Source organism: Sphingomonas sp. PvP056 (assembly GCF_040549155.1).
Taxonomy (GTDB): domain Bacteria; phylum Pseudomonadota; class Alphaproteobacteria; order Sphingomonadales; family Sphingomonadaceae; genus Sphingomonas.
In genome coordinates this window covers 519200-532514 of sequence record NZ_JBEPST010000003.1, presented here as the reverse complement: position 1 = coordinate 532514, position 13315 = coordinate 519200, and the positions used below count along the sequence as shown (strand labels likewise).

13 protein-coding genes are annotated in these 13315 nt (G+C 65.9%); 5 read left to right on the top strand and 8 right to left on the bottom strand.

Translation table 11 applies throughout. The annotated features are described in order from the left end of the window. The first annotated feature begins 143 nt into the window (after positions 1-143). Complete coding sequence (locus ABIC17_RS10055) at positions 144-410, top strand: DUF1294 domain-containing protein (RefSeq protein ID WP_354281457.1); 267 nt, start codon at positions 144-146, stop codon at positions 408-410. Here ABIC17_RS10055 and ABIC17_RS10050 read toward each other — a convergent pair. The 4 genes from ABIC17_RS10050 to aroQ form a co-directional block, all read right to left on the bottom strand. After that, a complete protein-coding gene (locus ABIC17_RS10050; RefSeq protein WP_354281455.1) occupies positions 361-1359 on the bottom strand; it encodes an alpha/beta fold hydrolase in 999 nt (332 codons plus the stop codon). The genes ABIC17_RS10055 and ABIC17_RS10050 overlap by 50 nt on opposite strands. A 349-nt stretch (positions 1360-1708) precedes the next feature. After that, positions 1709-3058 carry an acetyl-CoA carboxylase biotin carboxylase subunit gene (gene accC / locus ABIC17_RS10045; RefSeq protein WP_354281453.1) on the bottom strand — a complete coding sequence of 450 codons (1350 nt, stop codon included), beginning with the start codon at positions 3056-3058 and terminating at the stop codon, positions 1709-1711. A 2-nt stretch (positions 3059-3060) separates the two neighbouring features. Then, complete coding sequence (gene accB, locus ABIC17_RS10040; RefSeq protein WP_354281452.1) at positions 3061-3543, bottom strand: acetyl-CoA carboxylase biotin carboxyl carrier protein; 483 nt, start codon at positions 3541-3543, stop codon at positions 3061-3063. Positions 3544-3582: 39 nt separating this feature from the next. Further along, positions 3583-4017, bottom strand: coding sequence for a type II 3-dehydroquinate dehydratase (gene aroQ / locus ABIC17_RS10035; protein WP_354281450.1), 435 nt, complete (start codon positions 4015-4017; stop codon positions 3583-3585). 142 nt (positions 4018-4159) lie between these two features. On the opposite strand from aroQ, the gene thiS reads away from it, so the two are divergent. Beyond that, complete coding sequence (gene thiS / locus ABIC17_RS10030) at positions 4160-5164, top strand: sulfur carrier protein ThiS (protein ID WP_354281448.1); 1005 nt, start codon at positions 4160-4162, stop codon at positions 5162-5164. Between the two features lie 199 nt (positions 5165-5363). Here thiS and truA read toward each other — a convergent pair whose 3' ends face one another. Both truA and fmt read right to left on the bottom strand, forming a co-directional pair. Further along, entirely contained in the window at positions 5364-6104 is a 741-nt protein-coding gene (truA, locus tag ABIC17_RS10025) for a tRNA pseudouridine(38-40) synthase TruA (RefSeq protein ID WP_354281446.1), read from the bottom strand. Beyond that, positions 6101-7006: a methionyl-tRNA formyltransferase gene (fmt, locus tag ABIC17_RS10020; RefSeq protein ID WP_354281444.1), complete on the bottom strand. Its 906-nt coding sequence runs from the start codon at positions 7004-7006 to the stop codon at positions 6101-6103. The genes truA and fmt overlap by 4 nt, the downstream gene beginning before the upstream one ends. 55 nt (positions 7007-7061) lie before the next feature. Here fmt and recR point away from each other — a divergent pair, with 55 nt between their 5' ends. After that, complete coding sequence (recR, locus tag ABIC17_RS10015; protein ID WP_354281443.1) at positions 7062-7658, top strand: recombination mediator RecR; 597 nt, start codon at positions 7062-7064, stop codon at positions 7656-7658. A gap of 144 nt (positions 7659-7802) precedes the next feature. Next, complete coding sequence (def, locus tag ABIC17_RS10010; protein WP_354281441.1) at positions 7803-8333, top strand: peptide deformylase; 531 nt, start codon at positions 7803-7805, stop codon at positions 8331-8333. 122 nt (positions 8334-8455) lie between these two features. Here the strand turns inward: def and ABIC17_RS10005 are convergent, their stop codons facing one another. After that, positions 8456-10120 carry a formate--tetrahydrofolate ligase gene (locus ABIC17_RS10005; protein WP_354281439.1) on the bottom strand — a complete coding sequence of 555 codons (1665 nt, stop codon included), beginning with the start codon at positions 10118-10120 and terminating at the stop codon, positions 8456-8458. 261 nt (positions 10121-10381) lie between these two features. Between ABIC17_RS10005 and ABIC17_RS10000 the strand changes: the two genes are divergently transcribed. Further along, positions 10382-11905 carry a DNA recombination protein RmuC gene (locus ABIC17_RS10000; RefSeq protein WP_354281437.1) on the top strand — a complete coding sequence of 508 codons (1524 nt, stop codon included), beginning with the start codon at positions 10382-10384 and terminating at the stop codon, positions 11903-11905. A gap of 155 nt (positions 11906-12060) precedes the next feature. Here the strand turns inward: ABIC17_RS10000 and ABIC17_RS09995 are convergent, their stop codons facing one another. After that, positions 12061-13302: a flavin monoamine oxidase family protein gene (locus ABIC17_RS09995; RefSeq protein ID WP_354281435.1), complete on the bottom strand. Its 1242-nt coding sequence runs from the start codon at positions 13300-13302 to the stop codon at positions 12061-12063. Positions 13303-13315: the final 13 nt, after the last annotated feature.

The window sequence follows — 13315 nt, the reverse complement described above, 5'->3', positions numbered from 1 at the left end:
TGAGCCTTTAACGCGGTGGTGCGGGTCCGTCACCTCATCGCGTGGCGCTCGCGTATAGGGTTACCGCATTTTTCCGGTAGAACGCATGGGGCCGTTCCGCTCGTGGCCATCACTCGTTAACCTCTGCTGCGCACAACGGGGTAATGATCGCTCTCGTGCTCTGCTGGATTGTCGCGATAAATGGCTGGACCGTTCTACGGTTCTGGCAGGATAAGCAGCGCGCCATTGCCGGTTCCCGTCGCATACCCGAAGCCAATCTGCTCGGCCTCGCCCTGATGGGTGGCTCCCCGGGAGCGTTCGCTGCGCGCAAACTCTTTCGCCACAAGACGCGCAAGGAGCCTTTTTCGACCGAGCTGATGCTCATCGCAGCGATCCAGTTGGGCGCGGGTTGTGGGCTTCTCCTGTTCTGAACGGAAGACCCTGTAAGAAGGCGTCCAGGTCGCGCGTGCTGTCGTCGGGGCGTTCCTCCATCGGCAGATGCCCGGTGCCGGGATAGACGATCAGCTTGCTACCCGGAATGCGCGCGTGGAGCCAGTCGCCTGAATTGCGCGGGATCAACTGGTCCTTGGCACCCCACAGGATCAGCACGGGGAGCTTGAGCGCGGCCAGTTGCGCCGCCGTCGCGCTGTCAGGCGGCAGTGCGAACCGGTCGAGCGTCGCGGTGCGGTTACCCGGATAGCGGAGCAACTCCCAATAGCGATCGACCATCGCGGCATCCGCAAGCTTTGGGTTGCCGAACACGCCCGGCAGGCTGTCCGCGATCAGGCTGCGCGGGGTAATCGCGGCGGCGATGTCGCGTAGCACGGGCAGGCGTGCGATGCGGAAGGCGAGCGGCGGCTTGCTGTTGCCGGGCTCGGACTGGCCGACCGAATCGATCAGGACGAGCGCACGGACGTGATCGGGATGCGCCAGCGCATAATGCCATGCGACCCCGCCGCCCATAGAATTGCCTGCTAATACAATGTTATCTACTCCGATCTTCATGCGAAGTCGCTCGATCACCGCGGCATAGGCGGCGTTGTCATAGGCGCGCTGCGGGCTGGGCCCGGTCAGGCCGTGGCCGGGGAGATCCATGCGGATGATGCGATACCGCGCGGCCAGCCGCTCCGCCCATGGCTCCCACGTCTGGAGCGACGCATTCGAGCCGTGGATCAGCATCAGCACCGGCGCGTCGCGGGGGCCGGTGTCGCGCAGATGGACGCTCAGGCCCTCGCCGAGGTCGACGAACTGCGAGGGCGGCGCACCGTATTTGGCGCGCATTGTGGCTGGGTCGGTATCGGGGGTGCGATAATGGAAGAACAGGGTGGTGAGCAGCGCGCCGACGGCGAGCACGCCATAGCCGATGATGCGCCAGACCATTGCTTTGCCCCCCCTTGGGTGTCCGCCCTGTGTCCGAGCGGTATCGGGGGAAAGATTGCCGGTTTCACAGCCGCTGGCAAGCGGTGCGGTGCGGGCATCTGAAGCGTGCCGTCGCACCCTCCATCATTCCGGGCTTTGCCACCACGAAACCAAGCTGTTCTCCCGCGCAAGCGGGAGTCCAGGAGTCGCGAGAACTATACGCCGTTGTCTTGCTTGGCCCTGGATTCCCGCCTTCGCGGGAAAACAGCAGACGAAGGGTCCCAGACCGTTTTTCGCACAGGGCTCGAGAAGGGAGGAGTTCAGGGTTACGCGAGGCAGCCCGCGCAATCCTGAACTCCTGTTTCTGCCGTCACGCCTCGCGCGCGAGCCATTCCTCGAGCCATTTGATCGTATAGTCGCCCGCCTGGAACTCGGGATCTTCGATCAACGCCTGATGCAGCGGGATCGTCGTCGTCGGTCCCTCGATCACCATTTCCTCGAGCGCACGGCGCAACCGTCGGATCGCGCCGGCGCGGGTGGTGCCGTAGACGATCAGCTTGGCGATCATCGAATCGTAATACGGCGGGACGCGGTACCCCGCATACAGCCCGCTATCGACGCGAACGTTCATCCCGCCCGGAGCATGATAGGCCTTCACCAGCCCCGGCGACGGCGCGAAGGTGCGTGGGTCCTCGGCGTTGATGCGGCATTCGATCGCATGACCGCGGAACTGTACGTCTTCCTGCCGCAGCGTGAGGCCGTGGCCCTCGGCGATGCGGATCTGTTCGCGCACCAGATCAAGCCCGGTGATCGCCTCGGTCACGGGATGCTCGACCTGCAGCCGCGTGTTCATCTCGATGAAATAGAACTCACCGTTTTCCCACAGGAATTCGATCGTTCCAGCGCCGCGATAGCCCATGTCGGCCATCGCCTTGGCGCAGATCCCACCCATCCGCGCACGGTCTTCCGCACCGAGCACGGGCGAAGGGGCCTCCTCGAGCACTTTCTGGTGGCGGCGCTGGAGCGAGCAGTCGCGCTCGCCCAGATGGATCGCATTGCCTTCGCCGTCGCCGAATACCTGGAATTCGATATGGCGCGGATTACCGAGGTACTTTTCGAGATAGACCGTCGCATCGCCGAACGCGGCTTTCGCCTCGCTCCCGGCCTGCTGCATCAGCGTCTCGAGCTGGTCCTCGGAGGTGCAGACCTTCATGCCGCGACCACCGCCGCCCGATGCCGCCTTGATGATGACGGGATAACCCGCAGCCGCAGCGATCTCCTTGGCTTCCGCCAGATCGCTGATCGGCCCGGCCGAGCCCGGCACCAGCGGCAGGCCGAGCGCGCCAGCGGTGCGCTTGGCCTCAATCTTGTCGCCCATCGTGCGGATGTGCTCGGGTTTGGGGCCCACGAAGATGATGTCGTGCGCTTCAACAATCTCGGCGAACTTGGCGTTTTCGCTCAGGAAACCGTAACCCGGATGGATCGCGTCGGCGCCCGAGATTTCGGCCGCCGAGATGATGTTCGGGATGTTGAGATAGCTTTCGGTCGCCGACGGCGGGCCGATGCAGATCGCCTGATCGGCAAGCCGCACATGCATCGCGTCCGCATCCGCGGTCGAATGGACCGCAACCGTCTGGATGCCCATTTCGTGGCACGCGCGGTGGATGCGGAGCGCAATCTCGCCGCGGTTGGCGATCAACAGCTTCTTGATGTCGGCCATGATTATTCGACGACCACCAGCGGCTGGTCGAACTCGACCGGCTGCCCGCTCGTCACCAGCACCGCCGACACACGGCCAGCGCTGGGCGCGAGGATCGGGTTCATCACCTTCATCGCCTCGACGATCAGCAGCGTATCCCCCGCCGCAACCGTATCGCCGACGTTGACGAACGCCTTCGCCTCGGGGTTGGGCGACAGATAGGCGGTGCCGACCATCGGCGATTTGACCGCATTGACCATCGACGGCGCGGCCGCGACGATTTCCGCCGACGGCGCGCTGTTGGGCACGGCGGGAGACGGCGCCGGCGCATAGTGCATCGGCGCGGGCGCGGCAGCAGCAGCAGCCGCCTTGCGCGCGATGCGAATCTTGCGCCCGCCGTCCTCGACCTCGATTTCGGTCAGCGACGTGTCGTCGAGCAATTGTGCGAGCTGACGAACCAGATCGACGTCGATCCGCATTGCGTCGGCAGTAATATCGTCGGGCATAAGTCCCCTATGCTCCCAGTTTTTCGTGCGTGCGTCCTGTCAGAGACGCGCCGCGGCTTCAAGCGCCAGCAGATAGGATAACGCGCCGAACCCGCTGATCGTCCCTTTTACCGCAGGCGAGATACGGCTGACGTGGCGAAAAGCCTCGCGCGCGTGCGGGTTGGACAGGTGGACCTCGATCACCGGCGTGCGCACCGCCTTGATCGCATCCAGCAGCGCCACCGACGTATGCGTGAAGGCGGCGGCGTTGAGGATCACTGCCTTGGCGGGCAGCGCCTGCGCTTCGTGGATCCAATCGACCAAATGGCCTTCGTGATTCGATTGCCGCAGATCGATCGCCAGGCCGAGTTCGCGAGCGCGATCCTCCATCTGGCCCGCGATGTCGTCGAGCGTGGTGTCGCCATAGATTTCCGGCTCGCGTGTGCCGAGCAGATTGAGGTTGGGACCGTTCAGGACGAAAATCGTTTCGGGCATCGGAAGCAGGCTTTCGGTTGCGGGTCGCGTGGCCGGGCTTATATCGCGCTGTGACCCGTTCTTACCCGTTCGTGCCGAGCGAAGTCGAGACATCGGTGCCGAAGCGAGCGGCGAGGGCGGCGCAACGGAAGGTTTTTGTCACGTGCACACCGATGGAACTGTCAGCATTCAGGTCAATGGCGAGCATCGCCGCGTCCGTGCGGGGCTGAGCCTCGCCGATCTCGCGGCGGATCTCGGGCTGATGCCGGAGAAGGTCGCGGTCGAGCGCAATCTGGCGGTAGTGCCGCGCTCGACGCTGGCGGAGGTCATGGTCGAGGATGGCGACGAGCTGGAGATCGTGCATTTCGTCGGGGGTGGCGATCATGCGCCTGCGATCAAGGCGGATACATGGACCGTCGCGGGGCGGACGTTCCGGTCGCGGCTGATCGTCGGGACGGGCAAATATAAGGATTTCGCGCAGAATGCCGCTGCGCTTGAAGCATCGGGCGCGGAGATCGTCACGGTCGCGGTGCGGCGGGTCAACGTCAGCGATCCGAACGCGCCGATGCTGACCGATTTCATCGATCCCAAGAAGGTCACCTATCTCCCGAACACCGCGGGCTGTTTCGATGCCGATTCGGCGATTCGCACGCTGCGGCTGGCGCGCGAGGCTGGCGGCTGGGATCTGGTGAAGCTCGAGGTGCTGGGCGAAGCGCGGACGCTGTATCCCGACATGGTCGAGACGCTGCGCGCGACCGAAGTGCTCGCGAACGAGGGCTTCCTGCCGATGGTCTATTGCGTCGACGATCCGATCGCGGCGAAGCGGCTGGAGAATGCGGGCGCGGTCGCGATCATGCCGCTCGGCGCGCCGATCGGCTCGGGGCTGGGGATCCAGAACCGCGTGACGATCCGGCTGATCGTCGAGGGCGCGAGCGTTCCGGTGCTGGTCGATGCGGGCGTCGGCTCGGCGTCGGATGCCGCGGTCGCGATGGAGCTTGGCTGCGACGGGGTGCTGATGAACACCGCGATTGCGGAGGCCAAGGACCCGATCATGATGGCGGCGGCGATGAAGTCCGCGGTCGAGGCGGGGCGGCTGTCGTATCGCGCGGGACGGATGGGGATGCGGCGCTACGCCGATCCTTCGAGCCCGCTAGCGGGGCTGATCTGATCTGAGGGGTGGGGCGGTCGCCGCCCCACCACCACACGCCGTCATGCTGAGCGTGTTTCGGCATCCGCCGTGCGATTGGCTAGGTCCGTCATTGTGGCGCGGTGGACCCTGACATGAGTTCAGGGCGACGGCCTCAGAAAATGAGTATCGTCAACAACTTACACGGCGTTTGTGGCGCGCTGTGCGAACCATGCCGCCGTTACGGATAATCCGCCCGCAGGAAGAACAGCCCGTCGGGCGGCGCATTGAACCCCAGCGCGGTCCGGTCGCGCGCCTCCAGCGCAGCCGAAAGATCGTCCGGCGACCATTTCCCTTCGCCGACCAGCGCCAGACACCCGACCATCGAGCGCACCTGATGATGCAGGAACGACCGCGCCGAGGCGAAGACGCTGATCCGGTCGCCCTCCGCAACTACGTCGAGCCGGTCGAGCGTGCGCAGTGGGCTGTCCGCCTGGCAATGCGCTGAGCGGAAGGTGGTGAAGTCGTGCCGCCCGACCAGCCGCGCGGCTCCCTCGGCCATCGCGCCCGCATCCACGGCGTTGGGGATCCGCCACGCAAGCCCGCGTTCGAACGTCAACGGCGCGCGGCGCAGGACGATGCGATATTCGTAATGCCGCCCGACGCACGAGAAGCGCGCATGCCAATCGTCGCCCACGATCTCGCACGCGGTGATCGCGACCGGGTCGGGACGCAGCTTGGCGTTGAGTGCTTCCATCAGCCGGAACGGCGTCAGGTCGCGTTCCAGGTCGAGATGCGCGCGCATGGCGATGCCATGGACGCCCGCGTCGGTCCGCCCCGCCGCATGGACCGCGACCGTCTCCCCGGTGATCGCCTTCGCCGCGCGTTCGATCGACGCCTGGACGGTCGGGCCGTGGTGCTGACGCTGCCACCCCATGAACGGGCGTCCGTCGAATTCCACCGTAATCGCAAAGCGTTTCAAAGCACCGTTCCAACCGGGACGGAGAAGCCACGAAGCAATTCGGACGCAGCCATCGCGCCGCGCCCGGCGCGCTGGAGCACGATCGGCCGGATCGCACCGTCCGCGCACGCGATCGTCAGCTGGTCGTCGAGCACCGTCCCGGGCACGCCCGACACCTCCGGCAATACCTCCACCGACAACAGCTTGATTCGCTCGCCCGTGATTTCCACGAACGCGCCGGGAACCGGATTGAACGCGCGGACCTGCCGCTCGACCGCCGCGGCGCCCTGCGTCAGGTCGATCCGCGCCTCGGCCTTGTCGATCTTCGCGGCATAGGTGACGCCGTCGTCCGGCTGCGGTTCGGGTGCAAACGCGGCGAGATCGGCGAGCGTGGCGATCATCAGCCGCGCCCCCATCGCGCTCAGTTCGTCGGTCAGCACGCCTGCGGTCTTGCGATCGATCGGTGTTTCATCGCGCAACAGGACCGGCCCAGTGTCGAGCCCGGCCTCCATCTGCATGATGCACACGCCGGTGGCGGCATCCCCGGCGAGGATCGAGCGCTGGATCGGCGCAGCGCCGCGCCAGCGGGGCAGGAGTGAGGCATGCACGTTGAGGCAGCCGTTCACCGGCGCATCGAGCACCGCGCGCGGGAGGATCAACCCATACGCCGCGACCACCGCAATCTCCGCGCCGAAGCCCGCGATTTCCGCCTGTGCCTCGGGGTCGCGCAAGGTGACCGGCGTGCGCACCGGAATGCCGAGCGAATCCGCGCGGGCATGCACAGGAGTAGGCGTCAACGCCTTGCCGCGCCCGGACCGACGCGGCGGCTGGCTGTACGATGCGACGACGTCGTGGCCCGCATCGACCAGTGCCTGAAGGATCGGGACCGAGAAGTCGGGCGTGCCCATGAAGATGATACGCATAGCCCGATGCTCTGGCCGCTTGCGCAGGCGCAAGGCAACCCCCTATCTGTTCTCGATGGCCTCTCCCGAAATCGACGCGCTGACCCAGGCGCTTGCCAAGCTCCCCGGGCTTGGTCCGCGCTCGGCGCGGCGCGCGGTGCTGCATTTGCTCAAAAAGCGCGAGGCGGCGCTCGGGCCGTTGCTCAACGCTTTGATGGCGGTCGAGGAGAATCTCGCAACCTGTTCGATTTGCGGCAATGTCGACACGACCGACCCGTGCGGCGTGTGCGCCGACTCGCGCCGCGATCCGCGCGCTCTATGCGTCGTGGAGGAGGTTGCCGATCTGTGGGCGCTCGATCGCTCGCGGCTGTTCCCGGGGCGGTTCCACGTGCTCGGCGGGCGGCTGTCGGCGCTGGAGGGGGTGCGCCCGGAGGATCTCGCGATCGATTCGCTCGTGCGACGGATTGCGGATGGTGGGATCGACGAAGTCGTGCTCGCGATGAACGCGACGCTCGAGGGGCAGACCACTGCGCATTACATCGCCGAGCGGATCGAGCGGTTCCCGGTGCGGATCACCCAGCTCGCCCACGGACTGCCCGTCGGCGGCGAACTGGATTATCTCGACGAGGGCACGCTGGCACAGGCGTTGCGAGCAAGGCGGCCTGTCGCCTGAACTATGCCGTCAGGGCTAACCCCCTCTTATCTTTGTGGCTTTGTGCCTTTGTGCGAAAAAGACTTTCTCGCACGAAGCCACAAAGCCACGAAGAAGAAAGGCCGCCACCTTGACGCGATGCATGGGCTTTCCTAGCTCGCGAGAATGGCTGTCCTAGAAATTCTTGAAGTACCGCATCCCGGTCTCCGCGCCGTCGCCGAACCGGTCGAGCAGGTGGATGATTCCGTCCGCGCGATCGTCCGCGACATGTTCGACACGATGTACGATGCGCGTGGCATCGGCCTCGCCGCGACTCAGGTCGCGATCGAACAGCGGATCGTCGTGATCGATTTGCAGGAGCCCGAAGGCGAGGGCGAAGACGCCAAGCCGGTGCGCAAGCCGCTCGTCTTCATCAACCCGGAACTGCTGTCGGTGAGCGACGAAATGTCGGTCTATGCCGAAGGGTGCCTCTCGATCCCCGAGCAATATGCCGACGTCGAGCGCCCCGCGCGCTGCCGTGCGACGTGGCTCGACGAGCAGGGCGAAGTGCAGGAAGCCGACATGGACGGCCTGCTCGCGACCGCGTTCCAGCATGAGATTGATCATCTGAACGGCGTGCTGTTCATCGATCACATCTCGAAGCTCAAGCGCGACATGCTGATGAAAAAGCTCACCAAGATGCGCAAGGCGGGCTGAAACCCGCCTTCTGAGTGCTCCTGCGAAGGCAGGAGCCCAGAGTCGCAAAGACCAGCACTCGTAACCCTGGACTTCTGCTTTCGCAGGAGAACAGCGGAGGGAAGGGGTGCCCTACGAGGCCCTCAGAACAGCCCCTCGATCTCGCCCCCGGCCCCGAAGCGAATCGCCTCCGCGGCAGGAACGCGCGGGAGACCCGGCATCGTCATGATCTCCCCGCAGATCGCGACGACGAACCCCGCACCCGCGCTCAACCGAACCTCGCGCACCGGCACGACATGCCCGGTCGGCGCGCCGAGCTTCGACGGGTCGGTGGTGAAGCTGTACTGCGTCTTCGCCATGCACACCGGCAGATGGCCGAACCCTGCGGCTTCCCACCGCGCGAGTTGCGCGAGCACCGTCGGATCGGCGATCGCTTCCTCGGCGCGATAGATCCGGGTCGCGACGGTGTTGATCTTGTCGAACAGCGACAAATCGTCGGCATAGAGCGGCGCGAATTGCCCGGCCGCATGATCGCACAATGCCACGATCGCGTCCGCCAGCGCCTCGGCCCCCGCGCCACCGTCCGCCCAATGCGTGCACAGCACCGCTTCGCAGCCTTGCGCGGTCGCAATCTCGCGGATCGCCTCGAATTCCTCGGGAGTGTCGCTGTCGAAGCGGTTGACCGCGACCACCACGGGAACCCCGAACGCGCGGACATTCTCGATATGACGCGCAAGGTTCACCCCGCCGCGCCGCACCGCATCGACGTCGGGCGCGGACAGATCGCCCTTTGCCACGCCGCCGTTCATCTTGAGCGCGCGCACCGTCGCGACGATGACGGTCGCGTCCGGCTTCAGCCCCGCCTGGCGACATTTGATGTCGAAGAACTTCTCCGCCCCCAGGTCCGCGCCGAAGCCCGCTTCGGTGACGACATAATCCGCGAGACCGAGCGCGGTGCGCGTCGCGATCACCGAGTTGCAGCCATGCGCGATATTGGCGAACGGCCCGCCGTGGATCAGCGCAGGCGTCCCCTCGAGCGTCTGGACGAGGTTCGGCTTGATCGCCTGCGCGAGCAGCACCGCCATCGCGCCGTCGGCCTTCAGGTCCTTGGCGGTCACCGGGCGACGATCGCGCGTATAAGCCACGACGATCCGCCCCAGCCGCGCTTCGAGATCGTGGAGATCGGACGCGAGGCACAGGATCGCCATGACTTCGGAGGCGACGGTGATGTCGAACCCGCTTTCGCGCGGATATCCGTTCGCGGGCCCGCCGAGCGACTGCGCGATGTCGCGCAAGGCGCGGTCGTTCATGTCGAGCACGCGCCGCCACACGATCCGCCGCACGTCGATATCGAGCGTGTTGCCCCAATGGACATGGTTGTCGATCATCGCCGCGAGCAGATTGTGCGCCGAGGTAATCGCGTGGAAATCGCCGGTGAAGTGGAGGTTGATGTCCTCCATCGGCACGACCTGCGCATAGCCGCCCCCGGTCGCGCCGCCCTTGGTGCCGAAACAGGGCCCGAGCGAGGGTTCGCGCAACGCCAGCATTGTCTGCCGCCCGGTTCGGTTGAGCGCATCGGCAAGGCCAACCGAGGTGGTCGACTTGCCTTCGCCTGCTGGGGTCGGGTTGATCGCGGTGACGAGGATCAGCTTGCCGGTCTTCGTGGCTGGCGGGAGATGGGCGAGATCGATCTTCGCCTTGTAATGGCCATAGGGCTCGACCGCTTCCGCGGGAATGCCCGCGGCGGTGGCGATGGCGCCGATGGGTTGCAGGGTGGCGGCGCGCGAGATCGCGATATCGGAGAGCATGTTCGCGCCTGTAGCGGGACTTGCTTCGAAGGGGGAGGGGATTAAGCGCCGATCGACAGCTATTCCGTGTTCCTGCGCAGGCAGGAACCCAGGGCCGAGCGAGACAACGCTGGTCGGCGCGCGTAGCTCTGGACTCCTGCCTTCGCAGGAGAGCAGGAAGTCGGTCGCTTCGTGTGACATCCCCCCGCTTTGCGACGGGGTGCGCTTGTCCGCACGCGCCACGGCGGGTAAGGTTCGTGAAATGTTCCAGCGAGACCCGTTATGAATGGCCTGATGATTTCTCTGCTTGCGATCGGCGCGATGCTGGTCGGACTTGCGATCGGCTGGGTGCTCGGCAATCGCCCGGTCGCCGCCGCGCGGGCGGATGCGACTGCGCGTGAGGCGGACTTCCGCCGTGCGATTACCGATCTCGCCGGGGCCGAACAGCGCGCGCGCGATGCCGACCAGCTGCGCGCCGAACTCATCGTCATCCGCGACGAGCGCGACGGCGCGCGGCTGGAAAACAGTGCGCTCAGGACGCAGAGCGTCGCGTTTGAAAACCGTCTCGCCGAGTTGCAGGCCAATGCCGATGCGCGGCAGAAGGCAGATCGTGATGCCTATGAAGCGCGGATCGTCGAATTCCACCAGACCACTGCGGCGCGCGAGAAGATGGTCGGCGACGCGCACGCCACGCGCGTGGCGGAACTGCTCCACGCCAAGGATCTGCTCGCGACGCAATTCGCCGAAGTCTCCAACAAGCTGCTCAACGATGCGCAGGAAGTGTTCCTCAAGCGTGCCGACGAACGCTTCCGCCAGTCGGAGGAGACAGCAGGGCACAACCTCAAGTCGATGCTCCAGCCGGTCAGCGACCGCCTGCTCAAATATGAGGAAGCGGTGACGCGGGTCGAGGGCGAGCGGCTGAGTGCGTTCGACCAGTTGAAGGGGCAGCTCGAGGGCTTGCGGGTCGGGCAGGAGAAGGTCTCGACCGAAGCCGCCAAGCTCGTGAACTCGCTCCGCAACGCACCCAAGTCACGCGGCCGTTGGGGCGAGCAGCAGTTGAAGAATGTGTTGGAAACCTGTGGGTTATCCGAACATACCGACTTCCAGACCGAAGTATCCGTGGCGGTCGGCGACGAAGGCGCGCGGCTGCGGCCGGATGCGATCGTTACCGTACCGGGCGGGCGCAGCCTGGTGATCGATGCGAAGGTTTCGCTCAACGCGTATCAGGACGCGTTTGGGGCCGTCGACGAGGCGGAGCGCAACAAGGGACTGGCGATGCACGCCGCCGCGATGCGCGCGCACGTCAACGGGTTGGGCAACAAGGCCTATTGGAGCCAGTTCGCCGATGCGCCCGACTATGTCATAATGTTCGTGCCCGGCGAGCACTTCCTGACCGCGGCGCTCGAACAGGATCCGACGCTGTGGGACTTCGCGTTCGATAAGCGCGTGCTGCTCGCGACGCCGACCAATCTCATCGCGATCGCTCGGACGGTGGCCGCGGTGTGGCGGCAGGAGCGGCTCGCCAAGGAAGCGCGGCAGATCGGTGAGCTTGGCAAGGAATTGTACGAACGGATCGCCAAGGCGGCGGGCGATTTGCGCAAGGTCGGCAGCGGGCTAACGAGCGCGGTCAACAATTACAACACGTTCGTGTCGAGCTTTGAAAGCCGCGTGCTGGTCAGCGGACGCAAGTTCCGCGATCTCAACATCGAGACGACCGCGCGGGAGATCGACGACGTTCCCCCGGTCGAGGCGCTCGCGCGCTATGGCGAGCCGCCGGCGCTACCGGAGCCTACCGACGCGGCTTAAGTTGGGCGAACCGTCCTTCTGGCCTCTTCCCCGGCGAAGGCCGGGGCCCAGGAGGACAGGTTTTTAAAACTGCGCGCTGCGCAACCAACCATGGCCCTCCTTCTGGGCCCCGGCCTTCGCCGGGGAAGCGCAGTCAAGGGAACGTTGGCGACCTTCTAACCCCCGCGTCCCAGTACCCCGACCGCCTCCCGCGCCGCGCGAACGCCGCTGTCGTGCGCACCGTGCGCGGTGCTGAAGTCGGTCGGATTGGTCGCCTCGCCTGCGAAGAAGACGCGGTCGTCATAAGATCGCGCCAGCAACCCCCGCGCCGCGGCATGCCCCGGCAAAGCGCAGCTATACGCGCCCCCGATCCGAACGTCCGCACTCCACGCCGAAGCAGCCAGCGGGCGCAACATCCGCCGCACATCCGACCCGAACAGTGCAACTAGATCGTCGACCACATGCGCAAAGGCCGCGTCCGCCCCCTCCGCTTCGGCAATCCGCGCACCGTCCCCGCCAAGGAAGGATTCGATGATCGGCCAACCCAATGGCCGGATATAATGCGACCCACTGGTAGGATCGCCCGGCCGTCCCAGGACCTGCGTCTCGTCCTCGAACGGCCCTTGGCCGGAGACGGCAAGGAACAATTTTTCGTTACGCCCGAGTGGCAAACACGCCGCCGCCTCGCGCCATGGATCGAGTGCGGCGGGGAGGGCGATCGTCTCACCCCCCAGCACCGCGGTGGAAACGGTCAGGATCACGGCCCGCGCCGAGATGTCACCCGAAGCCGTCGTCAACGTGACCCCGTCCGCCGTCAGTGCCAATCGCTCCACCGGCGTCGAGAGAGAAACGGCAAACCCTTGCGGTAAACTGTCCGTCACCAGCGTGCCGTACCCGCCAGGTAACCGCCAGTTGCACTCGCTCGCGGCGGCGTCATACGCCAGGTAATCCGCGACCGAGATCCGCTCGGGCCCGACCCCGCTGATAAAGCCGGTCATCGCCGCAATGTGACCGTTCCACGCGCAATCTGGCAGCAAAGCGTCGGAAGCACGGTCACTCGGTAGGGGCGATGCCTCCATCCGCTCGATCCACGCCTCGAACGCGGCCCGCGCAGCGCGTTGATCCGACGGTGCGAAGCCGAGGTCGTGGAACTGTTGCCCCCAGGCGGGCGTGCGGCGGTCGATGGCAACCCCCGCTTCCTCCGCAATCGCGGTCCAGGCATTGCGCTCGCCCGAATGCAGCCAGCCACACCCAAGATCGAGCGCGTGCCCACGATGCGTCTCGCTATGCGCGCGCCCGCCAAGACGCGGTCCCGCCTCGAGCAGGACCGCGCTCAGCCCGGAACCGGCGAGCGCACGGGCGGCGGCAATCCCCGCCGCGCCGCCGCCGACGATGACCACGTCATATCCGCTCGCCACGAACCGATTGCCG

Excerpts from the sequence above, each read along its gene's own strand:
- ABIC17_RS10055 (WP_354281457.1), top strand. The coding sequence starts at position 144 with ATGATCGCTCTCGTGCTCTGCTGGATTGTCGCGATAAATGGCTGGACC.
- ABIC17_RS10050 (WP_354281455.1), bottom strand. The coding sequence starts at position 1,359 with ATGGTCTGGCGCATCATCGGCTATGGCGTGCTCGCCGTCGGCGCGCTG.
- accC (WP_354281453.1), bottom strand. The coding sequence starts at position 3,058 with ATGGCCGACATCAAGAAGCTGTTGATCGCCAACCGCGGCGAGATTGCG.
- accB (WP_354281452.1), bottom strand. The coding sequence starts at position 3,543 with ATGCCCGACGATATTACTGCCGACGCAATGCGGATCGACGTCGATCTG.
- aroQ (WP_354281450.1), bottom strand. The coding sequence starts at position 4,017 with ATGCCCGAAACGATTTTCGTCCTGAACGGTCCCAACCTCAATCTGCTC.
- fmt (WP_354281444.1), bottom strand. The coding sequence starts at position 7,006 with ATGCGTATCATCTTCATGGGCACGCCCGACTTCTCGGTCCCGATCCTT.
- recR (WP_354281443.1), top strand. The coding sequence starts at position 7,062 with ATGGCCTCTCCCGAAATCGACGCGCTGACCCAGGCGCTTGCCAAGCTC.
- def (WP_354281441.1), top strand. The coding sequence starts at position 7,803 with ATGGCTGTCCTAGAAATTCTTGAAGTACCGCATCCCGGTCTCCGCGCC.
- ABIC17_RS10005 (WP_354281439.1), bottom strand. The coding sequence starts at position 10,120 with ATGCTCTCCGATATCGCGATCTCGCGCGCCGCCACCCTGCAACCCATC.
- ABIC17_RS10000 (WP_354281437.1), top strand. The coding sequence starts at position 10,382 with ATGAATGGCCTGATGATTTCTCTGCTTGCGATCGGCGCGATGCTGGTC.